This is a genomic window from Amycolatopsis sp. FDAARGOS 1241 (assembly GCF_016889705.1).
GTDB lineage: Bacteria > Actinomycetota > Actinomycetes > Mycobacteriales > Pseudonocardiaceae > Amycolatopsis.
In genome coordinates this window covers 4,396,871-4,421,270 of the sequence record NZ_CP069526.1, presented here as the reverse complement: position 1 = coordinate 4,421,270, position 24,400 = coordinate 4,396,871, and the positions used below count along the sequence as shown (strand labels likewise).

Here is a 24,400-nt window from a genome sequence, read left to right as displayed (position 1 = left end):
GCCGGGCTGCGGCGGGACGGAGCACCGGAGTGCCGCCCGGAGTCACGCGCCCACCTGCGGACCAATACTCTCGGTGGCGAACCCCGCCACAGCAGGCGAGGAGGCACTGGATGTCGCAGCCTGAGCACGGGGAGCGATCGGATCTCGACGGCCCGCCGGGAGTCGACCCCAGCCGGGCCAGCGTCGCGCGCGTCTACGACTACCTGCTCGGTGGCAGTACGCACCACGAGGTGGACCGGCAGGTCGCGCACGAGCTGACGGCGAAGATGCCGGAGCTGCGCGACATCGCCGTCGAGAACCGGTCGTTCCTGATCCGCGCCAGCACCTTCCTCGCGCGCAACGCGGAGATCGACCAGTACTTCGCTCTGGGCTCGGGCCTGCCGACCGCGGAGAACGTGCACCAGGTCGTGCAGCGGGTCAACCGGGAGTCGAGGGTCGTGTACACCGACTACGACCCCGTGGTGACCGCCCACGGGCGGGCGCTGCTCGAGGAGAACGACCGCACCCGCTACATCGAAGGCGACGTCTTCACACCGGGCAGCATCCTGGACCACGAGGTCGTGCTGGAGCACCTCGACCGGACGCGGCCGATGGCGCTGTTCTTCGTCGCCACCCTTCACCACTGGAAGGGCGACCGCGGCCGCCCGGCCGAGGTCACCCGCGAGTTCATCGATCGCCTGCCCGCGGGTTCGTTCGCGGTGATCTCGCACGTCGTGGATCCGCACGACGGTTCGGACGACGCGCGGCTGCTGGAGGACTTGATCGAAACCATCCGCCGCGGAGCGCTCGGCGGGGCCACCGTCCGCACCCGCGCGGAGATCCGTGAGCTGTTCCACGGGCTCGAACTCGTGCCGCCGGGGTCGGGTGCGGAGCCGGACATCGTGCCGCTCGCGCGCTGGTGGCCGGCCGGCCCGTTGCTGGGTGAGATGAACGTGGGCCAGCGCCTGATCGTCGGGGCGTCGCTCGCAAACCGTGAGCGTCAGGGCGCGACCGTGTCCCCGTGCCGGTGGGCGACGCGCCACTCACCGTCCTCGTGGCGGTACACCTGCGTCGCCCGCAGGGTGTAGCTGCGCGCCTCCCCGTCGACGGACACCGTGGTGTGCTCGAAGCCGGCGGTGTAGGCCATCTCGCCCACGACGTCGAACGCCACGAGCTCGAACGTGTAGGACGTGCAGTGCGAAAAGCTCTTCGCGAGGCGGGCGAAAAGCTCGTCGATTTCCGCCTGGCCCCGCGCGTTGCGCCAGGCGCCGAGGACGCTGACGGGTTCGGCGCGGGACCACAGGGCCCGACGCGGCGCCGCGTCGCCGTTGTGCAGCGCGAGCTCCGCGTCGTACAGCGTGGTCTTGACCCATGCCAGGAAGTCGTCGCGGTCGGTCATCGCCTCATGATGCGCTCGTCCCCCAGGTCACGGCACCTGGCTGTGTTTCACGCACGGCCTTCGTATAGCTGACGAGGGGGAAGGGCGTGAACCCCAGCGCTTCGTAGAGCGCGCGAGCGGGCGCGTGGAAGGCGTCGCCGCCGGTGCCGATGGACACGACGTCGACGTCCAGGTGACTGATGGCGTGTTCCGCCAGCGCTCGCCCGATGCCCTTGCCCCGGTGCTCCGGCGCGACGGCGAGGATCGCCGCGTGCGACGGCGGCGAACCTGCCTTCGCCCGGCGCGTGCAGCCCGCCCAGGAGCCGGCGGTAATCCTCGTGCCAATCCCCGTGCCGGTTGGCGAACACGGTGTCGCCCACCACGGGCCGGTAGGAGTTCTCGTAGAACGGCCCGAAAACGGCGATCGTGAGCTCGAGCAGCGCCGGAAGATCAGCAGGTTCGAGAGAGCGGATGTCCATGGTGGTGCCTTTCGCCGAGGGTACGGTTCGGACACCGTTGCCCGGTGGGAAACGGTGGTTGCATCGTTCACTCAGCAGCGGGTCCGGCCCGCGGCGTGGCCTGGCACGTTCTCGACGGTAGCAAGCGCGCGGCCCCGCCGCGCCGGAATTTGTCGGACCCCTCTGACAGAGTGCATGGCATGGACTGGAAGCCCTGGTTGCGCCGCTGGAGTGAAGAGTGGATCAGCACCGCCGAGGAGGACGACGAGCTCGACGAGGCGGTGCTGCGCGACCGATGGCTCGGGTTCGGGTCCGCGACTGAGGACGAGGTCGCCCGTGCGGAGGCGCGGCTCGGGTTCCGGCTGCCACCGTCCTATCGGGACTTCTTGCTGACCACGAATGGCTGGCGCCGCGCGGGGATGTTCGTCTTCCGGATGCGGGACACGGAGACCGTGGACTGGCTCCGCCACCACGAGCCGTACTGGGAGGAATGGGAGGAGCTGTGCGAGGACGACAACCCGGATCCCGATCCGGGCAACAGCAACCGCTTCAGCCGGGGCCTGCTGCTGTCGCTGGAGGCCGACGCCGGGATCCTGTTCCTCGACCCGCTCGACGTCGATGAGAAACCCGAGTGGGCGGCGTACAGCCTGTTCTCGTGGCGGGCCGAGCCGCCGGTTAAGTTCGCGTCGTTCGCGGAGCTGATGGAGGACCTCTACGCCGAGTTCCACCGGATGCGCCGGCCCGCGGGACCGACGCGGGACCACTGGGACGCGGCGGTCGAGCGGGCCCGGCTCGACGCACTCGCCGGAAACACCGGCGCCGCGGAGGAAACCCTGAAACGGGCCGAGGACTTCGGCCGGGAACGCGCCACCGTGCTGCGGGCCCAGCTGCTGATCCTCGCGGGCCGGGAGTACAAGGCCCGGTCGTTGCTCCGCCGGCTGCTGCACGAGTCCTTTTCAGCCCGGCGGTTTCCTGACCGACCCGGTGTTCACCGAGGAGTTCGCGCCTTACCTGTTCGAAGACCACCGGCGTACCGCGGCACCCCACCACTCGTCGGTGTTGCAGGTGGCGATGATCGGCGAACGGCCTGGGATCATGAAGATGGTCGCCGAACTCGGGCCGCGGTTCTCGGCGAGGGCCTGAGCTACGGCAACGCGGAGTTCGACGAGCGCATCCGCCGCGCCCGGACCGAGCACGAGCACGACCCCGAGGCGCTTTGGGCCGCCATCCGCGCCGCGCTACCGCACTGGCGGCCCCGCACGCCGGACCACCTCGCGCCGGTCGTGCTGCTCGCGGACCCGGTCCTCGCGGCGGCGGTGACGCGAGAGCGGGGCCGCGAGCTGCTGGCCACGGCCAGGGCGGGCCTGGCCGGCGCGACGGACCCCGACTGATGCCGAACCGGGACGGATGCCCTGACGGAGGTTCACGTGCTTGCTGGTTTTCGGCTCCGAGCCACCCCGCCGGCCGGACACCGAGGACCAGGGCCCGGAAACCTCGACCGCGCAGGACCGGGCCACGCAGGAAGCGCTGACGCCGCCGGCTTCCGAGGCCGCGCCGGCTCGATGAATCCGTGAGCGTCACGGCCGCGCGAACCCGCACGCCGACAGGCGGATGCTCGGATCGAACGAGCTCGGGTGGACGTCCACCTCGTCAACCCTCACCCCAGGCTGAAGTAGGCCAGGCAGCCAAGACCGGCGATGACGCAGTAGATCGCGAACGGCGTCAACGTGCGGGTTTCGAAGTAGCGCACCAGGAACCGCACCGAGAAGTACGCGCCGACACCCGCGACGAGGCTGCCCACGATCGTCGGGCCGACTGCGCCGTGCATCTCCGGCCGGGCCAGCTCCGGGATCTTGAGCACGCCGGCCGCCGCGATGACCGGGGTCGCCAGCAGGAACGCGAACCGTGCGGCGTCCTCGTGCCGTAGCCCGCGCAGCAGGCCGCCGGCGATCGTGATGCCGGAGCGGCTGATGCCCGGCAGCAGCGCGAAGATCTGGCAGGCCCCGACGGCGATCGATTCCCACCACCCGAGTTTCGCGAGCCGGGCGTCACTGGCCTCGTCGGCCGAGACCGGCGCCAGGGGCGCGGTGACCTCGTTCGCCGGGATCCGCCCGGTGACCGCAGGCAGCACGACCGTGGGCTCGTCGCCGGTCACGGCCGCACGCGGCTCGGCCGCCGGCTTCTTGCCACGCTGCAGGCGTTCGACGGTGAACAGCACCACGCCGTTGAGCGCGAGGAACGCGGCCGCGGGAATGGGGCGGCTGAGGTACTCGCGCATCACTTTGTCCAGCGCCAGCCCGGCGATTCCGACGGGGATCGTCGCGACCACGAGCAGCCACGCCAGCCGCTCGTCCGGCGTCACGATGCGGCGGTGGCGGATCGAGCCGACTAGCGCGCCGATGATGCGCACCCAGTCGCGCCAGAAGAAGATCACCAGCGCCGCCGCGGTCGCGACGTGCATGGCCACCAGGGCGTCCAGGTACGGCGACCCGTTCGCCGACGCGTCGAGGTCCCGCGCCCAGCTGCCGCCGATCAACGCGGGCACGAGCACGCTGTGGCCCAGGCTCGACACGGGGAACAGCTCGCTGACGCCTTGCAGCAAGCCGACCACGATGGTCTCCGGGTAGGTCAAGGCAGCCATCGGTCCACGTCGTTCCTTCGCTCGGCAGTCCACTGAAATTCTACACGCGCGTAGAAGCTGCCGCGACTGTAGTACGAGCCCGAGCGGACCGGTAGAGCGGCTCCCCGCGGAACGGGGATCGGCAGGCCCGCCGGCGGGACGACGAACGAAGCGCCGCCAGACGTCCGGCTGCGCCAGACAAGGACCTGCCGGTACTGCCGGTTCCGCCGGAGCCGACCGGGTTCGCGCCGGGTGCGCAGCTTCGCCGAAGCCGTCACGGAGTGGGTTGCCGCGCGGTGGACACCGCCACCCGTGCCGGCCGAGGTCGCGGTGCAGATGCACTGCCACGAGTACTGGGCGTTCGGCGCGGCGGTGCAGCGCCGCGCGCTCGCGCGGTTCGGGATGGCGCGCGTCCGGGAAGCCACCAGGTGCTGTGGTGTGGCGGGGAACTTCGGATTCGAGGCGACCACTACGCCGTGTCGATGCGGGTGGCGCAGCGGGCGGTGCTCAGACGGATTCAGCTGCTCGATGGAGGTCCGGCAACTGGAGCCACAGCGGCCGAGCCTGCACCGGGCGCAGCTGCGGGATCGGCGCCGACCCTGAACATCTACTGTGGACGTCCGATTCGGACTTTCGGGCCCGCTCACCCGGGTCGCGGGAGGCCGCGACTGTGCCTGCGGTGCCTACTACCGACAGGGACAGGTGGGCCGCCCACGATCGGCGATTCCCGCGTGATACTCGGTGCCGTGAGCACTTCCCGCGAACGGGCGCCCGAGCGGCAGCCGGACCCGCGCGCGGATCTGAGTGAATTCCTCCGCACCCGCCGGGCCCGGCTGACGCCGTCCGACGTGGGACTTGCTTCCTACGGTGGGTGCCGCCGGACTCCCGGCCTGCGGCGCGCCGAGCCGGCGCAGCTCGCCGGTGTTTCCGTCGCGTACTACACGCGCCTGGAGCAGGGCAACGGGCGCGCCGTGCCGCGCAAGGTGCTCGACGTGATCTCGTCGGCGCTGAAGCTGTCCGAACCGGAGCGTGTCGACCTGCTCGATCTCGCCCGCCCGCGCGAGCAGCAGTGGCGCTCCGGTGCCCGGCGCCGGCGCGTGCGGCCCGCACTGGCGCGGCTGCTGCCGGCGATCGACGGCATGCCCGCGTCCGCATGGGGCCGGCGCACCGACATTCTCGCCTGGAACCACACCGCCGCCGCCGTGTTCGGCGACGGGGCCTTCGCGCCCGCCGCGGGAGCGAAACCGGGCGCGGCCGGTGTTCCTGGATCCCCCGACGCAGAGCCTGTTCGCCGACTGGGAGGCCAAGGCCACCGACGTCGTCGGCCGGTTGCGCCCCGACGCCGGCCGGCGCCCGGACGACCCGCTGACGGCCGAGCTGGTCGGCGAGCTGTCGCTGAAGAGCGAGAACTTCCGCGCGAGGTGGGCGGCGCACACCGTGAAGCGCAAGACCCATGACACCTGTGGCTGTGTCACCCGCTCGTCGGCGAGCTGACCGGGCACTGCGAGACCTTCAGCCTGCCGGGCGACCAGGAGCAGCGGTGTCGCTCTACCACGCCCAACCGGGTTCCGAATCGGCCGGCGCGCTGCGCCCGCCGGCCGGCTGGGGCCCGGACGCCGGGGCAGTGGCCGGTCGCGGGCTGCCCCGGGTCACCACCGGCCGCGGTGGACGACCTCGTCGAAGGGCCGGCGCGAGGGCTTGGTGATCGGCCGCAGCGGCCGATCCGCCGGATACCCTATGCCGAGCAGGAACGACACGACGTGCGTGTCCGGCACGCCCAGGATCAGCCGCGCCTTCGCCTGGTCACCGACGGAGGAGTGCCCGGTGCCGATGCCGAGGTCCGTGGCCGCCAGCATCATCGCGTAGGTGGCCTGCCCGAGGTCGTAGTGGTCCACCACCCGAGTCCGCTCGTCCGCCGGTTCGGGCACGACCAGCGCGATCGCCGCCTGCGCGCCCGCGATGTGCCCCGCGCCCTGCCACACCGTCGACAGCTCCGTCAGCTGCTCCCGGTCCGTGACGAGCACGAAGTCCCAGTGCTGCCGGTTCGACGCGGACGGCGCCCGCCAACCCGCCTCGGCGATCCGCGTGAGGTGCTCGGCCGGTACCGGCTCCGCCGAGTAACTCCGCACGTTGCGCCGGGCGCGGATCGCGTCCCAAGCCTCCATCGTCAGACCTCCGATCGCGAGGGGCCGAGCCCGTGTGCGCCCCAGGCTGCCACGCCGCGCGACTTCGCGGGCGGCCGTCCTAAGCGGTGAAACCTGCTCGCTCCGGTGCCACCACGCCAGGGCGTGCCGTCCTCGACATACCGGGCGAATCGACTGTCCGGCCGTGGTCGCGAACCCGGCAGAGCTTGGTCCGGCGTTCAGCAACACCACTTCGGCGCGCAAGCCCGGTGTAACCCGATCGGGCGAGGCTCAGCGGGTTGTGGTGCTTCTCGGACGGAGGAACGTGATGGTCGACGAGCCCTGCCGGCACGGCGTGGGTCGCAGAGGTTTCCTGGGGCTGGCCGCGGGGGCGGTGGCGGCGCCGGGGCTGGCATCGGTGCTCGGCGCGGCGCCGGCGGGCGCGGTGACCCCGGCCCAGAGTGGCGGGTTGCGCTTCGCGGCGGTGTCGGACACGCACGTGAACACGACGAGCCCGCAGTCGACCACCTGGCTGTCGCTGGTGTACCAGAGCATCGCGCGCCGCGAACCGGATCTGGTGCTGCACTGCGGCGACATCACCGACACCGGGCTGGCCGACGAGTACGAGCAGTACGGCACGGTGGTGCCGGACGCGCTCCGGGGCAAGATCCACTACTCGCCCGGCAACCACGAGACGCGGTGGGACCCCTCGGCCAAGGAGGAGTTCCACGGTCACTTCGGGCCGGCGCCGTACTCGTTCGACGCCGGGGGCGTCCACTTCGTCGGCTTCGATCCGACCCAGGTGCTGCAGGAACCGGGGCACTACGGGCCCGCCGGGCTGCACTGGCTGGATCGCGACCTGCGCGGCGTGCGGCCGGCGACCCCGGTCGTGCTGTTCCAGCACTTCCCGTTCGGCAACGAGTTCTACTACGTCGACGACCAGCCGGCCGTGCTCGACGTCATCGCCGGGCACAACCTGCGCGGCATCGTCGCCGGACACGTGCACCGCGAGGACGTCACGCGGTTCAACGGTCTCACGCAGGTCACGCTCAACGCCGTCCTCAACGGGCCCACCTACTACTGGGCCGCGAAGACGACCGTGGCCGGCGTGCCGGTGCTCGACGTCCGGCGGGTCACCGTCGCCGCGGACGGCACCGACACCGACGCGCCCTTCGCGACCATTCCACTGGCCGGCGGCGGCCAGGGCCGGGAACAGCGGCCGCGCTACGTCCACCTGAGCCCGGTCGCCGGCGGGAAGCTGCCGGTCGAGGTTCGCGCCCAGGGCACGCAGGTCGGCGTCCAGCCCTACCCGCAGGCCGTGTTCGGCGGCAGCAGCGCCGGTGCCTGGCAGCCGCTCGCAGCGGACAAGGACCGCTGGACCGGAACCGTCGACGTCTCGGCCCTAGCACCCGGGCGCCAGCGCCTGCAGGTGCGCGTGTGCGGGGGGAACGGTAGCTGGTGGGAGGAGGTCGCGCTGTTCACCGTGCCCGCGAAGACGGGCGACCCGGCGAGCCGCTGGCAGCAGCAGCTCCCGGGCTCGGTGCAGGGCGGCGTGAGCCTCGCCGACGCGCACACGGGCCGGGTGCTCGCCGCGTCGACGGCCGGTGAGGTCACGGCGCTGGAGCGCGGCGGCCACCGCGCGTGGCGCACGCAGCTCGGCCCGGTCTACCGCCGCCCGGCCGTCGCGGGAGACCTCGCGTTCGTCCCGTCGGCCGACCACCGCCTGTACGCTCTGGACGTCCACACCGGACGCCGCGTGTGGACCTTCGACGCGCAGGCGCCGGTCCTCAGCGCGCCGATCGTGACCACTGTGGACGGACGCCGGCAGGTGGTCTTCTCCGCCGGCGAATCGCTGTTCGCCGTCGGCACCGACGGGCGCCGTCGCTGGTCCGTGCCCGGCCGCGGGTTCTCCTCCGGTCAGGCCGCGAGCGACGGCGACCGCGTGTTCACCTCGGCCGCCGACGGCTACGCCCGCGCGCACGACGTTCGCACCGGCGCCGAGCTCTGGGCTTACCGGATGGTCACCGGCGTCGAGCACCGCACCGCGCTCTACAGCGGCTGGGACACGGTCGTCGCGGTCGGCGGAGACGTCGTCATCGTCGCCACCGTCTCGAGCGCCCTCGCCCTCGACCGCTCCACGGGCGCGCTGCGCTGGAGCGTCGCCGGCAGCGCGATGTACGCCCCGGCGCTGATCATCGGCACGAGCGTGCTGCTGACCACCGAGTGGGGTGTGCTCACGCTCGCCGACCTCACCACCGGCAAGCAGCTGTGGCAGACCAACCTCGCGCTGCGCGTGTTCAACGCCGGCGTCGCGATCAGCGACGGCACCGCGTGGGTTCTGACCGTCGACGGCAAGGTCATCGGCGTGCGGCTGTCGGACGGTGCGCGCCTGGGCTGGCTGCAGCAGAGCCTCGGCTACACCTTCGGTCGGCCGGTGATCGACGGCAAGACGCTCGTCGTGGGCGACCAGAACGGTGTCGTCCACGGCATCTCCCTGCCCTGAGCTTCCCCGCCCTGAGTTTTCCCCCGGGACCCGAGCCTTGAGAAAGGACCGACTATGGGACTCACCCGAAGACAGTTCATCGTGACCGGCGGCGCCGTCGCCGCGACCACCCTCGTGGCCTCCCCGGCGTTCGCCACGCCGGCCGCGAAGGAACCCCGCGGCCAGTGGCTCGTCGGCGACACGCACGTCCACGACGACCACTCGTCCGACGGCAGCCTGCCGCGCCAGCAGTCGAAGCAGACGCTGCCGGGCAACCTGCCCGTCGGCGACCAGATCGGGCAGGCCGAGCGCACGGGGCTCGACTTCCTGCCGCTCACCGACCACCGCACGTACGACCAGCACTGGGATCCCCAGTGGACGTCGGACAAGCTGCTGCTGATTCCCGGCGAAGAGGCGAACGGTTCGCCGCACGCGATCGTGCTCGGCGCGGTCGACGCCATTGTGGACGGTGCCAACCCACCCGGATCCGCGGCGTTCCGGCACGTACAGCAGTCCATCTGGGACGCGCGCTCGCAGGACGCCGTCTGGCACGTGGCCCACCCCGACGACGGTGAGTACACCCCCGACGCGGGGCCCAACGACAACGCCAGCGTGCAGGGCGTGCACAACATCGAGGTCCTCAACGTCTCGACGAACCCCGACGCGCAGCTCGACTACGCCGAGAACCGCTGGAACCACGGCTTCCGCACCGGCGTCACCGCCGCGAGCGACTGCCACTTCCGCGAGCTGTGGGGCATCGCCGGACCCGGCCAGCCGGCCACCCGCGTGTTCGCCGCCGATCGCAGCGTCCGGTCCGTCCTGGACGCGCTGAAGGCCGGCCGCACCACGGTGTCCTCGGGCGTCACCGGCCCGTTCGTCACGATCGAAGCCGACCTCGACGGCGACGGCCGCTTCGAAGCCATCGGCGGCGACGAGACGGTCGTCCACTCGCGGCACCTGCCGCGCCACGCGGCGCTGCGCGTGCGGGTCCGGCAAGGCGCCGGGGCGCGCCTGCTCGTCTACGCCGCGCCCGGCCGCTCCGCCGGGGCGGTGCTCGACACCACAGTTCGGGGCACCGACGACACCCGCGTCCTGCCGCTGACGCTGTCGGGCGACCACGAGTGGTTCCGCGCGGAGGTGCGCTCCCCGGGCAGCGCGTCCGGTGCCGACGCCGACCCGAACCTGCCCGACCAGCTGCGCGCGGCGACTTCGCCGGTGTTCGTCTCGGTCGGCCGGGTCGCCACTCCCGAGCCCGAAATCCCGTTGCCTGCCGCCGGATCCGGGCGAGACAACGCGACGTCGGTGATCGGAGCGGCCGGTGACTTCGCCGGGTTCGCCGACGTCGCCGTGGCCGGGGACGACGTGCACGTGGTGGCCGAGAAGCACGTGGCCGGGCGCAGCACCGTCGTCTACCGCCACCTCGACCGCCACGGCCGGGGACTGTTCGAGGTCGAGCTCTCCGGTGGTTCCGGCACGGCCACCGCGCCCCGGATCGCGGCGTCCGGCCGTGACGTGTGGGTGGTCTGGCAGGACGAACGCGGCCACGAGCAGCCGCACCGCCCCGCGATCTACCTGCGCCACAGCGCGCTCGGCGGCCTGCTGTTCGGCCCGGCCGTGCGCCTCGACGCCGGCACCGGCCGCGCGATCCACCCGGCCATCGCGCTGCTCGGCAGCGGCCGGCCCGTGGTCGCGTGGGCGGACAACACCGGCGGTGCTTTCGACGTGTACACCCAGGTCGTCGGCGTCGACCGCACGCCGGTCAACGTCTCGGCGGCCGGGAAGACGGTGAGCGCCGGCAACAGTACGGTCGATGCCCGTTCGCCGCGCTACCCCGCATCGCTGTTCCCGACCCTCGCCGTGGGCCGCGACGATCGCATCCTCGTCGCGTGGCAGGACAACCGCTTCGACCCGGATCCCCTGTGGACGGGCCACACCCCGCCCGCCGGGCAGCCGGCGAGCGGGGGCACGGACCCCGACAACTGGCAGATCCTCGCGGCCACCCGTGCGGGCACGCGCGGCAGCTGGAGTGGCGCCGTGCAGGTCAGCGCGGCGACCGACCGAGCCGACCGGCACCCGAGTGCGAGCGTCGACCGCACCGGTGCGTTCGTCCTCGCCTGGGACAGCGGAGCGCTGCAGAGCTCGGGCGCCAACCTGTCGCTGCGGGCCGGCCACTCGGCCGACGGCGGGCGGACCTGGTCGCCGGCCGAGCCGTTCGCGGCGGAGCCGGCGGCGATGAGCCAGCGCCCGCGCCTGAGCCGCGACCCGGACGGCACGGTCCGCGCCGTCTGGTACGACTCGCGGGCGGCCGACTGGCGCTGGAAGGTGTTCACCGCACGGCTCACGCCGGCGGGCTGGTCGGCGCCGGCGCAGGTCACGAAGCCGGCCAACGCCACGTTCCCCGCGGCCTCGGGCGGAGTCGTCGTGTTCACGAGCGACCGGGGCGCCACCCGCGGCCAGCGTGACGGGACGCAGCAGGTGCACCTCCTGGACACCGGCGGGAGGTGACGGTGCGCCGCCTGCCCGCCCGTGGTGCACCGAAGCCGTCCGGCTTCAGACGGGCAGGATGGACCTCAGGCAGATCGAGTTCTTCGTCGTCGTGGCGCAGGAGCTGAACTTCACGCGCGCGGCGGTACTCGCGCACGTCAGCCAGTCCGGGTTGCCGTCTTCGGTCCGGAGCCTGGAGCGGGAGCTCGGCACCCGCCGTTCGACCGGTCGCCGCGGTCGGTGACGCTCACCGCCGGGCACGCGTTCCTCCCGCGCGCCCGGCGGATGCTCGCCGACGCGCAGGCCGCGCAGCGCGAGCTCGCCGAGGCGGCCGACGGGGCGGGCAAGCTCGCGCTCGGGCGCCGAGCAGTGCCTTGGCGACACGGTCGACCTCCCGGACCTGCTCGGCGCGTTCCGGGCCCGCTACCCGGGCACCTCGCTGCGGGTCGAACAGCTGGCGGGGCAACAGATCCTCGAGCGGCTCCGCCACGGAGAGCTGGACGCGGCCCTGCTCGCCCTGCCCGGTGACCCGCCGGTGGAGCTGCCCGGGTTCGAGGTGACCCGCGACGGCTTCGAGCTGCTCACCGCACCGGGCCACCTGCCGGCGGCCGGCCCGTTCTCGTGGGCGGTGCTGGAAGCGGACCCGTTCGTCGACTTCGGTGCCGGCTGGACCGCGCGGCAGGTCGTGGGCGACGCGTTCGCCGGCCGCCGCGGGCGCACCTCCGCGTGCGTGGTCGACGACGTGCACCTGCTGCTCGACCTCGTGCGCAACGGCTCCGGCGTCGCGCTCGTGCCGGCGTCCTACGCGGCGAAACCGCAGGGTGAGGGGCTGGTGCGGACCGCGGTGCCGGAGCCCGACCTGGCGTGGGTCGTGCACTTCGCCTGCCGCCCCGGCGCCGGCCGCCCGTCGTGCTCGTTCGCCGAGCTGCTCGTGGCGGCCGAGGTCGTGGCGGACGTCCGGTCGGTGCTCGGGGAACGCCTGCGTGCCTGAGTCGGGCGTTCTCCAGCACGGCGCGCGAGCGCAGCGTGCCTTCGGGGAGCCGACCGAGCACGGCGGCGGCCTCGCGCATCGGGAAGCGGTCGCCGACCGTGCGCCCCCGGCCCTGCGCGGCGAGCCGCAGCACCTCCGGCCATCTGCGCGCCGTTGCCGAGGATGGCCGCCTTGATCGTCTGGGCCTTGGCGAACGGGAATTCGGCGAGCTTCAGGACAACCCCGGCCACGAGCGTGCCATCCCAGGCGAGCGAGGCGAGGGTCTGCTCGGTGACCGTCGTGGACGGGGCGGAGGTGAGCACGGCGTCGAGCTCGTTCGCGAAGACCTCGGCCGGGTCCTCGCGGGTCGAATCGACCACGCGGCTCGCACCCAGCTCCCGGGCGACGTCGAGGTGGTCGCGGCTGCGGCCGATCGCCACGACCTCGGCACCGGTGAGCGCCGCGAGCTGCACGGCCATGTGCCCGACGCCGCCGAGCCCGTAGACCCCGACCTTCGCGCCCGGGCCGACGTCCAGCTTGTCGAACGTGGTGCTGCCAGACAGAACAGCGGCGACGAGGCCGAGCGCCTCCGGCACGCGGTAGGTGTGGGCGGCGTTGGCGAGCAGGTACTCGGCGTACCCGCCGTCGACGTGTTCACCGGTGATGCGGCGGCGGTGGCACAGCCGCTCGCGCCCGGACGTGCAGTACTCGCACTCCTCACCCGCCCACCACAGCGGCTGCACCCCGACCCGGTCGTCGGCCGAGAAAGGCTTCGACCCCGTCCCCGATCGCGGCGACGGTGCCGGTGACCTCGTGGCCGGGGACGACGGGGCTGATGCCCGGCACCCCGCCTGCCCACTAGCCACCCTCGACCAGGCGCAGGTTCGACCGGCACACCCCGGAGCCCGCCACGTGGATCAGGAGCCGGTCGGGGCCGGGCTCGGGCGTCTCGATTTCGCGCGACCGCTATGGCTTCTCGGGACACGTTCTGCTTCGCTCCGGCAGTGTCGAGCGGGTGAGGCCGGCCTCAGGCCGAAGTCGCGGAGCGCGGCACGCGGAAACTCGTGCGCGAGCCGGTCGAAGAACCGGTTGTCCCGCCGGTTCCGGCGGCCCTGTTGGTCGAAGACCGGATCGCCCGCGACGGCGTGGCCTTCGAGTCGGTGCGCCCGGGCGAGGACGGGCCGCCCAGTGGCTACACGTGCCCCGACTGCCGGGGCGCGCTGATCGCGATCGACGGCTCCCGCGAACGGTTTCGGTGCCGCATCGGCCACGCCTGGACGGCCGAGGCCCTGCTCGGTGCCCGCGACAGCGAATTCGAGCACGCCGTCTCGACGGCGTTGAGGTCCCTCGACGAGAAGGCCGGGCTCGCGCGCAGGCTCGAGCGCCGCTCGCGCGATCGGGGGCAGTGGTCCCTCGCGGGCTTCTACGCGCGATCCGCCGGTGAAGCCGCCGCGCCCCTTGCGCCGTTTCCTCGTCGACTCGCTCGGAGACGGTACGGAGGAGGCCGCTGCGCAGTGACTGTCCGGCCGCTCGAACTGTCGCGGCTGCGCCGCGAGAACTCGACCGTGGTGACCGCCGCCGGTGACCTCACCCTCGACGGCTACCCCCAGCTGCGGGACTACCTGCTGAAGTCGGCCGCCGAAGACCCGGACGGGCTCATCGCGGACATCAGCGGGCTCGCCATCCAGGATCCGGCGCTGGTGAGTGTCTTCACGCTGGTGGCCATGCGGATCGGAGAATGGCCCGCGATCCCCTTCGCCGTCGTCTCGACCCGGACGGAACACCGCGACTTGCTCCGGCGGCGCACCGTCGACCGGTTCGCCGCGGTCCATGCCGACACCACGGCCGCGGAGGCGGGGCTCGACCGGCCGGTGCGGCTCAGGGCGCAGCAGGAGTTCGCCCGTTCGCCGCGGTCGGCCGCGTGGGCGCGGCAGTTCGTCACGGCGAAGTGTGCGGAGTGGGCGGTGCCTCACCTGCGTGACGACGCGTGCCTGGTCGTGAGTGAACTCGTGGAGAACACGATCGAACACACGACGTCAGCGCCCCGGGTGCGGCTGGATCTGCGTCGCGCGATGTTCACGATCGCCGTCGCCGACGACAGCCTGGTGCCGGCCCGGCTGCACGAAGGCCTGGGCCTCGCCGAACGGGGCCTCGGACTGAAGGCCGTCGCGCAGATCGCCCGTGCGTGGGGGTGCAGCCGCGTGTGGTCCGGCGGCAAGATCGTCTGGGCGGTCCTCGCCACACCCGCGAAACCCCGATGATCTGCTGCCGCGAGTAGCGTGTCAGAGCGCGACGGAACCGAAGCACGAGCCCAATGGCGAATTCGAGGCGGTCCTCGCGTACTTGAAGGAATCGCGGGGGTTCGACTTCACGGGCTACAAACGCAGCAGCCTGATGCGGCGGGTGCGGCGGCGCAAGACGCAGATCGGGATCGAGAGCTACGGCGACTACCTCGACCAGCTGCAGGTGAACGCCGACGAGTTCGTCGCGCTGTTCAACACCATCCTGATCAACGTCACGGGGTTCTTCCGCGATCCCGACGCCTGGGACTACCTCTGGACGAGCTGCGGGAGCACGCGTTCTCCGCGAGCCCGGTCGCGCAGATCGTGGTGACGTCGTAGGAGCTGACCGCGCTCGTGAACCAGCAGGCCGAAGTCGCGTTGGGACTGTCCGAACGCGACATCGGGCGGCCGCTGCGGCTCGAGCGCCGCTCGCTGCGGATCAAAGACGTCGAGTGGCACCGCGGTGGCGAGACCGTGTGGTACGAGGTGCACGTCAACCCGTTGCTGACCAAGGAGAAGGACCTGCTCGGCGTTTCCGTGGTGTTCCACGACGTGAGCTGGGCGCGGCAGTTGCTGACGGAACTCGAGCACACGAACCGGCAGCTGGAGTCGGCCTACGAGGAGCTGCAGTCGACCATCGAAGAGCTCGAAACGACGAACGAGGAGCTCCAGTCGACGGTCGAGGAGCTGGAGACCATGAACGAGGAGCTGCAGTCCACCAACGACGAGCTCCAGACGATCAACGACGCCCTGCGTGAACGCAGCCTCGACCTCGACGAGGTCAACGAGTTCCTCGAATCGGTCCTCACGTCCATCCGCGCCGGCATCGTCGTGATCGACACCGAGATGCAGATCAAGGCGTGGAACCGCGGTGCCGAGGACGTGTGGGGCCTGCGGCGGGAAGGGGCCGAAGGCTCGCATCTGCTGAACATCGACATCGGCCTCCCGCTGGCCGACCTGCGCCCCGCCGTGCGCGAAGCGCTGACCGATCCGGGCTTCCACACCGAGCTGATGCTGAACGCCATCAACCGCCGTGGCCGCAAAGCCGTGGTCCCGGCTGCTGTGCAGCGCGCTGCGGAGCTCGGGAGGGCAGAGCCAGGGCGCGCTGCTGGTGATGGAGGAAGTGGAGCAGAACTCGGCGGCGTGAGCTCCGGGTGCCTCGCTCGCATAGTGGCGGCCCCAGTCGCACACGCAACCGATAGTTGCGCGTAGCGGCGCCGACGGCTAACCTGCAACCATCGGTTGCGAATTGAGGGAGAAAGCCATGGAGTACGGCACCATCGAACGTGAGATCCACATCGACGCCAGCCCCGAGGTCGTCTACGAGGTGATCACGAAACCGGAGCACATCGCCGCGTGGTGGGGCTTTGACCTGCAGGTTCCGGCGTCTGCCGGTGCGACCGGGCGGATGACCAGGCCCCGGCGCGACGGGAGCGGCACGCTGGTCGTCCCCCTGGCGGTCGTCGAAGCGGAGGCGCCGCGGCGGTTCGCGTTCCGCTGGGCCCACCCCGACGGCCGGCCGGCGACACCGCAGAACTCGTTCCTGGTCACGTTCCACCTGGCGCCCTCGGGCGAGGGGACGGTGCTGCGCCTCACCGAGGCCGGTTTCCGCGAGGTCGGCTGGGAGGCCGCGCGGCTCGAGGCGTACCACCGCGACCACAGCGCGGGCTGGGACGAGCACCTCGGCGCGCTCGGGGCGTACGCCGCCGGCCTGGTGCGGGCGTGACCACGCCGGTCGACGACGAGCTGTGGGCGGCGCTCGGTGATCCCACCCGGCGGCGGCTGCTGGACGTGCTCCTGGCCGACGGCTGGGGAACGGCGACGGGACTGAGCGGCCGCCTTCCGGTGACGCGGCAAGCGGTCGCGAAACACCTCGGCGTGCTGGAACGTGCGGAGCTGGTCGTGCCGTGCAAGGACGGGCGAGAGGTGCGCTACGCGGTCAACGAAGCGCAGTTCGCCCGCGCGGTCGAGCAGCTGACGTCGGTCGGCGCGGCGTGGGATTCGCGGCTGCGCCGGATCAAGGCGATCGCCGAGTCGATCGAAGCCGCGCGCTCGCCGAAGCCCGATGAGTGATCAGTTCTTCGTCCACGGCTTGAGCTTCTCCGGGTTGCGCACCGCCCGGATGTGCGCGATCCGGTCGCGGGCGACGTCGAACGCCGGCACGCGCACGGTCTCGCAATCCTGGCGCACGACGACGCCGGGCTCGCTGTTGACCAGGCGTTCGAGGATCGTCAGGGCGGGGAGCCGGGGGAAGAGATCGACGAGGTAGCGGACGATCCGGTCGGCACCCTCGACCGGGTGCAGCACGGCCCGGCCGAGGCCGCCGCCGTCGGCGATGACCGTCGCGGCCGGGTCGAGCAGACCGACCAGCGCGTCGATGTGCTGCGCTTCCCGGCACGTTTGAAGGCCGCGACGATCCCGGCGCGCTGCGCGGGGCGGCGTCGCCGGGGCCCGCGCGGCGCGGATCCGCATGCGGGCCGAGGACGCGAGCTGGCGACAAGCGACGGACGTCCGGCCGACGACGGCGGCGGCGACCTCGGCGAACGGGTAGCGGAACACATCGTGCAGCACGAACGCGACCCGTTCCGCCGAGGTCATCGCGTCGAGCACGACGAGGAAGGCCAGGACACGGACTCGTCGAGCGTGACGCGGTCGGCGGGGTCGTCCCGCCCGGTGTTTCCGGGCAGCGGTTCCGGCACCCATTCGCCGACGTAGCGCTCCCGCCGTGCCCGCGCCGACCCAAGCACGTCGAGGCAGATCCGGCCGGCGACGGTCGTGAGCCAGGCGCCGGGCGAGTGGATCGCCTGCCGCTCGGATTCCGGCAGCGCGTACCAGCGCGTAGCTCTCCTGCACGACGTCCTCGGCTTCGGCGAGCGAGCCGAGGAGCCGGTAGACGAGGTCGAGCAGCTGCCGCCGCTCGCCGGGGTCGGCTTCGGTGGTCATGGCTGTCCGACGAACCAGCGCGGCGAAGTGCGAGGCCTGACGTTCCGCGCGGTCGCGTCGTCGGACTTGCGCTGACGACGAAAGGACTCCGCGATGACCGGCCGCTCCCGCCTGCTCGACCTCGCCCTGTTCTGCCCCGACCTGGATCGCTGGCCGGCGCGATGACCAAGACCGTCCACAACGGCGCCATCCCGGACGCGACGATCGCGCTGGTGCAGTTGCGCGCGGGACAGCTCGTGGGCAGCACGTACCACGCTGTGCGCCAGACGGGCCTGCTCCGCAACGCCGGTGAACCCGAAGACCGCATCACCGTGCTGTCGTCGTGGCGCGACTCCCCGTACTTCACCGAGGCCGAGCGCCTCGCTCTCGAGCTGACCGAAGCGGTGCTCACGCCCAGCCCCCGCGGGGAGCGCGTCCCGGACGTGCTGTTCGCCCGAGCCGTCGCTGGCTACGACGACAAAGCAGCTCGGGACGCTGACCGTGGCGATCGGGCAGATCGGCTTCTTCATCCCGGTGGGTCCGATCGCGAAACCGATCCCGGAGCGGCCGCCGGGGAAGAACTACAGCCCGGCCGGACAGGTGTGAGCGGCCGGTTTCCGGGAAACCTCCGACCCTCACCCAGAGGAGGTTTCGCATGGCGGACAACGAGAACGTGATCGACCTGCTGCTGGAGCAGCATCGCGAGGTCCGCGCGATGTTCACCGAACTGGAGACCGCGTCCGGTGCCCGGCGCACTGAGCTGTTCCACCATCTCGTGGGGCTGCTGGCGGTGCACGAAACCGCCGAGGAGGAGGTCGTGCACCCCGAGATCCGGGACCTCGAGCCGGCGGCGGAGACCGTCGTCGAGGCGCGAGTCGCGGAGGAGCGCCGGGCCAAGGAGCTGCTGAGCACGCTGCAGTCGATGGGCCCCGACGCCGACGGATTCGACACGCTGCTCGTCCAGCTGCGCGACGACGTGCTGGCGCACGCCGAGCACGAGGAACGGGAGGAGTTCCCGTTCCTGCGGGCGCACCGCACGCCGGAACGCTTGCGGGCGATGGCGGCGACCGTGCGGCTGGCCGAGGCGGTCGCGCCGACGCGGCCGCACCCCGGTGTGGAGAGCGCCACGGCGAACCTGCTGCTGGGTCCGCCGGCCGCGATCGTGGATCGCGCTCGTGACGCGATCAGGGCCGCGTTGCGGAAGTGATCACGGCGGGTACCCCGGGGCGATGCAGACGTTCCTCCCGTACCCGGACTTCACCGCCAGCGCCCGGGCGCTCGACCGGCGTCGCCTCGGCAAGCAACGGGTCGAGGCGCTGCAGGTGCTGCGGGCGCTGGTGGTGCCGGGCTACGGCTGGCGCCACCACCCGGCGGCGAAGATGTGGACGGGCTACGGCGAAGCGCTGACCCGGTACGGCCTGGACGTCTGCGACGTCTGGCTCGCGGCCGGCGGGGCGGATACCTGCGCGACCAAGCTGGCCGAGCAGTTCGGCGGGGCCGTCCGCACGCAGGCCGAGCTGGCGATGGCGGGGGAGCTGCCGCCGTGGCTGGGGGACGACGCGCTGCACCGCAGCCACCGCTCGGCATTGGTGCGCAAGGATCCGGACCACTACGCGCCGTTGTTCCCCGGCGTCCCGGCCGACCTGCCCTACGTCTGGCCGGTGTCGGATCGCGGTCCCGCGGGCCGGGTTTAGCCCGGGCGGTGCAGGGAACTCCGGTGCTGCTGCGGGCGCCGTGAGGAGGCCCCATGACCACAACCGTACTTCCCGGCGGAGCCGCCTCGGCTCCGCGCTTCGAGCGCCCCCTTCGTCCGCGCGAACGGGAAGGTCCGTTCGGACCGGCCGAGCTCGCCGCGTACCACCGCGACGGCTACGTGGAGGTGCCCGGACTCCTGGGGGTGGCGGAGGTGGAGGCGGTCCGCGCACGGCTGGCCCGGCTCATAGCGCAGCCGGCCGCCGCGCGGCCCGTCTCCTCGCTGTGGCTGGTCGGAGAGCTGGCCCGGGACTCGCGTCTGCTCGACCGGGCCCGCCAGATCCTCGGCGCGCGGGTCCGCGTCCACCACGGCCTGATCGACGACCTGCCCGCGTTCGCCGGCAAGGGGTTCGCCTGGCGCTCCGATCTCGAGCGGTGGCACACCGGCGACGACACGGCCGCGCCCCGGGCGATGACCGTATCGCTCGTCCTGTGCGCCAATCTGGCCGTCAACGGCGGTCTGCTCCTCATCCCCGGCTCGCACCGCACCATCGTCTCGCGCTCGGAAGGTGCGCTGCCGGTCGAGGTGATCCGCGGTCTGACCGACCGGCGCGGGATCCACCAGTTCACCGGAGCGCCGGGTACCGCCTTGTTCTTCGACGCCCACCTCCTGCACGGCTCGGGCGACAACATCACGCCCTACCCACGTACCAACGTCTCGGTGACGTTCACCGGCGCCGAGCCGGCCTGACGTCAGCTCCACCTCTGGACGACCGCGGTGGTGAGCGTCGCGGCGATCAGCTCCAGGTCGCGGTCGGTGGACTCGGTCGCCGCGCCGGGCCGGCCGCGCAGGCCGGCTCGACTGATCACGTCACCGGCGCCGGGCGTCTCGGTGTCGCGAGGTTCGACCCGCACGCGGCCTTCGACGAGCACCAGCACCGGGTCGGGCAGAGTCGACGCGAGCAGTTCGCGCAGGTGGCCGACAGCGACCTCTGGCATCGGGTTCCTCCGGATGGCTGGGCTCTCAGGTGACGGCCGGGCCGGATCGGAGCTGCCCGACAGGTCTTTGAGGAACTCGCGGCACTGCTTCGCGCGGGCTGAGTCTTCCTCCATCACGCGGCGGAAGAAGTCCGCGATGTCCCGGCGGTCCGCGTTGTCCGCGTCGCGGACGTACTCCGTAGTCGTGCCCGGCCTTGAGCGAGTGGTACTGCACCGACACGAGGTCGAACGTGACGTCGTCGAACCCGGTCTCTCCGGTAGCCATCAGAGTGGTCCTCTCACGGTGGTGCTGGACTCGTGGCTCGCCGGATTCCCCCGGGCGCGCCGGGCAAACACCCGGGCGTGAGAAGTCCTTTGTGCTCACTCGCCGGGGAGCACCGGCCGGCCGCCGACCGGGAACTGGTCGCGGCTCGGCACGGGGTGGTCACGGGCCGGGCTGGGGCCGGTCGTCGCGCGGGAAACGGAGTCGGTGCGACCAATGCGGTCTCCGTGGCCACCGGAGCGCTCTGCTCGCGGCCGCGCCGTCCCATCGGGGAAATCATCGCGCCTCGCTTGGGCGGGGGGAGGGATCCGTCGCACCCGGTGGGGCGGGGCAGGGACGTCGAGTGCATCCGCTGCCCCGGCCGCCTGGCTCGCGGCCGGGTCGTAGGCGTGGCCGTCGAGCCAGCGGGCGGCGAGGTGGATCAGCAGGGTGACCAGCCCGAGGCCGCCGAGGAGGATCAGCGGACCGACCAGAGTGCTCACCCGCCCAGCGTGCGTCCGCGCCCCCGGCGGTGACCGCATCCTGACCGGAGCTTCACGCCGGCGCCCGCGACCTTGACGGCGCCTTGATCGCGGCGCCACTCCGACGTGCGGGCGGAGGTCCCGGGCCCGCTCGGGCTGCACGGTAGGGTTCGCGTCGGTGTCGAGCGGTCGGCGCGGCACGGCGCGGAGGAGGGGCACCGTGGGCAACGGTCAGCAGACGGCCGCGACGAGCGGCGGTCATCCGGCGCGGCGCAATGCCGCCGGGCTGGGGATCGTCGTCGGCGCACTCGGAGTGGTCTTCGGCGACATCGGGACGAGCCCGATCTACTCCCTGCAGACCGTGTTCAACCCGGAGGACCCGCACCCGGTCCCGGTGAGCGCGAACAATGTGTTCGGCGTGGTGTCCTTGATCTTCTGGTCGGTGATGATCATCGTCACGATCACCTACGTGCTGCTCGCCATGCGCGCCGACAACGACGGCGAGGGCGGCATCATGGCCCTCATCACGCTGTTGCGCCGCTGGAGCGGCGAGCGCGGCCGCCGGGCGGCGCTGTTCCTGGCCGGGCTGGGCATCTTCGGCGCGGCCCTGTTCTTCGGCGACAGCATGATCACGCCGGCCATCTCGGTGCTGTCCGCGGTCGAGGGGCTCAAGACCGTCTCGCCCGACTTCGAGGACTGGGTCGTGCCGATCACCGCAGTGATCATCGTGGTCCTGTTCCTCGTGCAGCGGCGCGGGACGGCCGCGGTCGGGCGCGTATTCGGGCCGGTGATGATCGCGTGGTTCGTGATCGTGGGGGTTCTGGGCGCCATCGGCATCACCCACCAGCCGGGCATCCTCGCGGCGCTCTCGCCGACGTACGCGATCGGCTTCCTCGCCGGGCACTTCGGCATCGCGTTCTTCGCGCTGGCCACGGTCGTCCTCACAGTGACCGGCGCCGAGGCCCTGTACGCGGACATGGGTCACTTCGGCCGCAAACCCATCACCTGGGCCTGGGTTGCGCCGGTGCTCCCGGCGCTGACGCTCAGCTACTTCGGGCAAGGTGCGCTGATCCTGGAGAACCCCGCTAACATCAGCAGCCCGTTCTTCCTCCTCGTCCCCGGCTGGGGCAGGTTGCTCATGGTCATCTTCGCCACCGTGGCGACGGTGATCGCGTCGCAGGCCGTGATCACGGGCGCCTACTCGGTGGCGTCGCAGGCCGCACAGCTCGGCTACCTGCCGCGGCTGCGGATCGCGCACACATCCGAATCGCACATCGGGCAGATCTACGTGCCGTGGATCAACTGGCTGCTCATGGTTTCCGTGCTCACGCTGGTGTTCGCGTTCCGCAGCTCCGCGGCACTGGCGTTCGCCTACGGCATGGCGGTGACCTGCACCATCACGATCACCACACTGCTGTTCTTCTACGTCGCGCGCGCCAAGTGGGGCACACCGCGCTGGCTCATCGGGACCGGCGCGACGGTGCTGCTGGTCGTCGACCTGCTGTTCGTCGCGGCCAACCTCACCAAGTTCGTCCACGGCGGCTGGCTGCCGCTGCTCATCGGCATCACGGCGTTCACGATCATGACGACGTGGCAGCGCGGGCGCGAGATCGTCACCGCCGAACGCGCCCGGGCGGAAGGCTCCCTGCGCCAGTTCGTCGACAGCCTGCGCGACGGTTCGGCCGGCACGAGCGTCGTCCCCGGCACGGCGGTGTTCCTCAACCGCGGCGACGAGACGGCGCCGCTGGCCATGCGCGCCAACGCCGAGCACAACCACGTGCGCCACGCCCACGCCGTGATCCTGTCCATCGAGACCGAGCCGGTGCCGCGCATCGCCCCTGAGAACCGCCTGGTCGTCAACGACCTCGGCTACGCCGACGACGGCATCACCCACGTCACCGCGAAGTTCGGCTACCTGGAGACGCCGGTGGTGCCCCGCGCCCTCGCCACACTCGACCCGTCCGCCACGGAGGGCCGGCTGAACCTCGACGAAGCGTCGTACTTCCTGTCGAAGATCGAGCTGCAGCGGGGCTCGGAGAAGACGATGGCGGACTGGCGCAAGCGGCTGTTCATCGCCACTTCCCACATCACCGCGGATGCCGCGGAGTACTTCGGGTTGCCGAGGGACCGGACGGTGATTATGGGCTCGCACATCGAGGTCTAGCGTGACTCTCGAGCTCGTCTTGACCGTCCGGTGCAGGATGCTCGACGAGCAGGCGCGGTACCCGAGCTGACAGTCAGCCGCCGGCCAGGTCCAGGCGGTCGAGCATCTGCCACAGCACGCGGCGGCTCGCGGTGTCGGCGCGGGCGCGGGGAAGTTCGACCAGGGCGGTTTCCGCGGCCATCGCGATGAGGAGGCGGGCGGCAGGCGCGGCGGGGTGCCAGCCCATGGCGCGCAGGTCCGGGGCGGCGAGCTGGGCGAACGCGTCGTTGCGGGAGGCGACCTGGTCGCCGACGGCTTCGTCGTTGCGGGCCTCCAGCAGAAGCGCCTTGACACCGCGGGCGTGCAGGCACGCGTCGAGGTAGGTGCGCATGCCGCGGCGCAGGCGTTCGCGGCCGGGAGCGAGGCCGTCGATGGCTTGCTTTACCGCCCGCGTGATGTGGTCGTGGAACCGCTGGTGCAGCGCGCTGAGAAACGTACTGCGGTCCGGGAAGTGGACGTAGAAGGTGCCTTTCGCGACCCCGGCCGCCGCGACGATGCGGTTGACGCTCATGCCCGCGAGGCTGACGTCTTCGGCGACCTCGAGGCCGGCGTCGAGGAGGGCGTCGCGGGTGCGTTCGGCGGTTAGGTCGCGTGCGGTCACGAAGTGCAGCGTACTCATTCGCCGACCGATCGGTCATTGACTGGCCTGGCCCGCCGCGTGGTCTGATGACTGACCAGTCGGTCATCGAAAGGATGCGAAATACCTGGGGTGGAAGCGTGGTTCGGCCGCGTGGGCGACGACGAACGCAGTGATGGCCCGCCGGTCGTCCTGCGCAACGCGGTGCTGCGCGACCACACCGACTTCGCCGCTGTTGACGCTCCGCTCGTGCAGCGCCACCGCACGATCGCCGTCGACTGGGCGGGGCACGACCAGTCCGACCCGTGCCGGAGAACGTCCCCGGGCCGCTCCTCCCCGAAGTCCTGGCCGACGTGGTTCGCGAGTTTTCGCTGCCGCCCGCCGTCTTCGTCGGCAATTCCGTCGGCGGGTACGCGGCGGCGAAGTTCGCCCTCGACCACCCGGACCGCGTGTCCGGGCTCGTGCTCGTCAGCAGTGGCGGTTTCCACCGTCACCCCGGTGCCGCGCG

At 71.9% G+C, this 24,400-nt stretch carries 22 protein-coding genes and 4 pseudogenes; 17 read left to right on the top strand and 9 right to left on the bottom strand.

What is annotated here, in order from left to right:
* Nucleotides 1-110: 110 nt before the first annotated feature.
* Nucleotides 111-1,067, top strand: coding sequence for an SAM-dependent methyltransferase (locus I6J71_RS21770; protein ID WP_204096382.1), 957 nt, complete (start codon nucleotides 111-113; stop codon nucleotides 1,065-1,067).
* On the opposite strand, the gene I6J71_RS21765 is transcribed toward I6J71_RS21770, so the two are convergent.
* Nucleotides 980-1,378 (bottom strand): nuclear transport factor 2 family protein, encoded by a 399-nt coding sequence (locus I6J71_RS21765; protein WP_204096381.1) that lies wholly within the window; start codon nucleotides 1,376-1,378, stop codon nucleotides 980-982. The genes I6J71_RS21770 and I6J71_RS21765 overlap by 88 nt on opposite strands.
* A gap of 4 nt (nucleotides 1,379-1,382) precedes the next feature.
* Entirely contained in the window at nucleotides 1,383-1,871 is a 489-nt protein-coding gene (locus tag I6J71_RS21760; RefSeq protein ID WP_239155146.1) for an N-acetyltransferase, read from the bottom strand.
* Between the two features lie 144 nt (nucleotides 1,872-2,015).
* Here I6J71_RS21760 and I6J71_RS21755 point away from each other — a divergent pair, with 144 nt between their 5' ends.
* Nucleotides 2,016-3,206 (top strand): SMI1/KNR4 family protein, encoded by a 1,191-nt coding sequence (locus I6J71_RS21755; RefSeq protein WP_204096380.1) that lies wholly within the window; start codon nucleotides 2,016-2,018, stop codon nucleotides 3,204-3,206.
* Between the two features lie 266 nt (nucleotides 3,207-3,472).
* On the opposite strand, the gene I6J71_RS21750 is transcribed toward I6J71_RS21755, so the two are convergent.
* Complete coding sequence (locus I6J71_RS21750; RefSeq protein WP_204096379.1) at nucleotides 3,473-4,456, bottom strand: undecaprenyl-diphosphate phosphatase; 984 nt, start codon at nucleotides 4,454-4,456, stop codon at nucleotides 3,473-3,475.
* A 461-nt stretch (nucleotides 4,457-4,917) separates the two neighbouring features.
* On the opposite strand from I6J71_RS21750, the pseudogene I6J71_RS21745 reads away from it, so the two are divergent.
* Nucleotides 4,918-5,929: pseudogene (locus tag I6J71_RS21745) on the top strand (helix-turn-helix transcriptional regulator).
* A 155-nt stretch (nucleotides 5,930-6,084) separates the two neighbouring features.
* On the opposite strand, the gene I6J71_RS21740 reads toward I6J71_RS21745, so the two are convergent.
* Nucleotides 6,085-6,600, bottom strand: a complete 516-nt coding sequence (locus I6J71_RS21740) for a nitroreductase family protein (protein ID WP_204096378.1) — start codon at nucleotides 6,598-6,600, stop codon at nucleotides 6,085-6,087.
* A 286-nt stretch (nucleotides 6,601-6,886) separates the two neighbouring features.
* Here I6J71_RS21740 and I6J71_RS21735 point away from each other — a divergent pair, with 286 nt between their 5' ends.
* From I6J71_RS21735 to I6J71_RS48605, 4 genes and pseudogenes are all read left to right on the top strand, one after another.
* A complete protein-coding gene (locus I6J71_RS21735) occupies nucleotides 6,887-9,061 on the top strand; it encodes a PQQ-binding-like beta-propeller repeat protein (RefSeq protein WP_204096377.1) in 2,175 nt (724 codons plus the stop codon).
* Nucleotides 9,062-9,115: 54 nt separating this feature from the next.
* Nucleotides 9,116-11,545 carry a CehA/McbA family metallohydrolase gene (locus I6J71_RS21730; protein WP_204096376.1) on the top strand — a complete coding sequence of 810 codons (2,430 nt, stop codon included), beginning with the start codon at nucleotides 9,116-9,118 and terminating at the stop codon, nucleotides 11,543-11,545.
* 58 nt (nucleotides 11,546-11,603) lie between these two features.
* Entirely contained in the window at nucleotides 11,604-11,768 is a 165-nt protein-coding gene (locus tag I6J71_RS21725; protein ID WP_204096375.1) for a LysR family transcriptional regulator, read from the top strand.
* A gap of 156 nt (nucleotides 11,769-11,924) precedes the next feature.
* A pseudogene (locus I6J71_RS48605) lies at nucleotides 11,925-12,371 on the top strand (LysR substrate-binding domain-containing protein); the annotation flags it as partial.
* Here the strand turns inward: I6J71_RS48605 and I6J71_RS50965 are convergent.
* Nucleotides 12,326-13,237, bottom strand: a complete 912-nt coding sequence (locus I6J71_RS50965; RefSeq protein WP_370542179.1) for a zinc-binding dehydrogenase — start codon at nucleotides 13,235-13,237, stop codon at nucleotides 12,326-12,328. The pseudogene I6J71_RS48605 and the gene I6J71_RS50965 sit on opposite strands and share 46 nt — an antisense overlap.
* A gap of 321 nt (nucleotides 13,238-13,558) precedes the next feature.
* Between I6J71_RS50965 and I6J71_RS50960 the strand changes: the two genes are divergently transcribed.
* The 4 genes and pseudogenes from I6J71_RS50960 to I6J71_RS21700 all read left to right on the top strand — a co-directional run bounded on the left by I6J71_RS50960 (nucleotide 13,559) and on the right by I6J71_RS21700 (nucleotide 16,849).
* Nucleotides 13,559-14,755 (top strand): hypothetical protein, encoded by a 1,197-nt coding sequence (locus I6J71_RS50960; protein ID WP_370542178.1) that lies wholly within the window; start codon nucleotides 13,559-13,561, stop codon nucleotides 14,753-14,755.
* Nucleotides 14,756-14,759: 4 nt separating this feature from the next.
* Nucleotides 14,760-15,923, top strand: a pseudogene (locus tag I6J71_RS21710) (PAS domain S-box protein).
* A 117-nt stretch (nucleotides 15,924-16,040) separates the two neighbouring features.
* Entirely contained in the window at nucleotides 16,041-16,502 is a 462-nt protein-coding gene (locus I6J71_RS21705) for an SRPBCC family protein (RefSeq protein ID WP_204096373.1), read from the top strand.
* Complete coding sequence (locus I6J71_RS21700) at nucleotides 16,499-16,849, top strand: metalloregulator ArsR/SmtB family transcription factor (protein ID WP_204096372.1); 351 nt, start codon at nucleotides 16,499-16,501, stop codon at nucleotides 16,847-16,849. The genes I6J71_RS21705 and I6J71_RS21700 overlap by 4 nt, the downstream gene beginning before the upstream one ends.
* On the opposite strand, the gene I6J71_RS21695 is transcribed toward I6J71_RS21700, so the two are convergent.
* The gene (locus I6J71_RS21695; RefSeq protein WP_370542177.1) at nucleotides 16,850-17,719 is read right to left on the bottom strand and encodes an RNA polymerase subunit sigma-24; all 870 of its coding nucleotides are present in this window, start codon (nucleotides 17,717-17,719) and stop codon (nucleotides 16,850-16,852) included. It abuts the gene before it with no gap.
* 161 nt (nucleotides 17,720-17,880) lie between these two features.
* Between I6J71_RS21695 and I6J71_RS21690 the strand changes: the two genes are divergently transcribed.
* From I6J71_RS21690 to I6J71_RS21675, 4 genes are read left to right on the top strand one after another with little or no spacing between them, the layout of a single operon-like run.
* Nucleotides 17,881-18,375: a carboxymuconolactone decarboxylase family protein gene (locus tag I6J71_RS21690; RefSeq protein ID WP_239155137.1), complete on the top strand. Its 495-nt coding sequence runs from the start codon at nucleotides 17,881-17,883 to the stop codon at nucleotides 18,373-18,375.
* Entirely contained in the window at nucleotides 18,354-18,905 is a 552-nt protein-coding gene (locus tag I6J71_RS21685; protein WP_204096371.1) for a hemerythrin domain-containing protein, read from the top strand. Before I6J71_RS21690 ends, I6J71_RS21685 begins: the two co-directional genes overlap by 22 nt.
* Nucleotides 18,906-18,927: 22 nt before the next feature.
* The gene (locus I6J71_RS21680; protein WP_204096370.1) at nucleotides 18,928-19,392 is read left to right on the top strand and encodes an MSMEG_6728 family protein; all 465 of its coding nucleotides are present in this window, start codon (nucleotides 18,928-18,930) and stop codon (nucleotides 19,390-19,392) included.
* Nucleotides 19,393-19,445: 53 nt separating this feature from the next.
* Nucleotides 19,446-20,141, top strand: coding sequence for a phytanoyl-CoA dioxygenase family protein (locus tag I6J71_RS21675; protein ID WP_204096369.1), 696 nt, complete (start codon nucleotides 19,446-19,448; stop codon nucleotides 20,139-20,141).
* Between the two features lie 2 nt (nucleotides 20,142-20,143).
* Here I6J71_RS21675 and I6J71_RS21670 read toward each other — a convergent pair whose 3' ends face one another.
* Nucleotides 20,144-20,389 (bottom strand): hypothetical protein, encoded by a 246-nt coding sequence (locus I6J71_RS21670; protein ID WP_204096368.1) that lies wholly within the window; start codon nucleotides 20,387-20,389, stop codon nucleotides 20,144-20,146.
* Between the two features lie 360 nt (nucleotides 20,390-20,749).
* Nucleotides 20,750-21,133, bottom strand: a complete 384-nt coding sequence (locus tag I6J71_RS21665) for a hypothetical protein (RefSeq protein WP_204096367.1) — start codon at nucleotides 21,131-21,133, stop codon at nucleotides 20,750-20,752.
* A gap of 199 nt (nucleotides 21,134-21,332) precedes the next feature.
* On the opposite strand from I6J71_RS21665, the gene I6J71_RS21660 reads away from it, so the two are divergent.
* A complete protein-coding gene (locus I6J71_RS21660; RefSeq protein ID WP_239155135.1) occupies nucleotides 21,333-23,276 on the top strand; it encodes a potassium transporter Kup in 1,944 nt (647 codons plus the stop codon).
* Nucleotides 23,277-23,349: 73 nt separating this feature from the next.
* Here I6J71_RS21660 and I6J71_RS21655 read toward each other — a convergent pair whose 3' ends face one another.
* Nucleotides 23,350-23,916, bottom strand: coding sequence for a TetR/AcrR family transcriptional regulator (locus I6J71_RS21655; RefSeq protein ID WP_204096366.1), 567 nt, complete (start codon nucleotides 23,914-23,916; stop codon nucleotides 23,350-23,352).
* A 281-nt stretch (nucleotides 23,917-24,197) separates the two neighbouring features.
* Between I6J71_RS21655 and I6J71_RS50955 the strand changes: the two are divergent.
* A pseudogene (locus I6J71_RS50955) lies at nucleotides 24,198-24,317 on the top strand (hypothetical protein); the annotation flags it as partial.
* Between the last annotated feature and the right edge of the window lie 83 nt (nucleotides 24,318-24,400).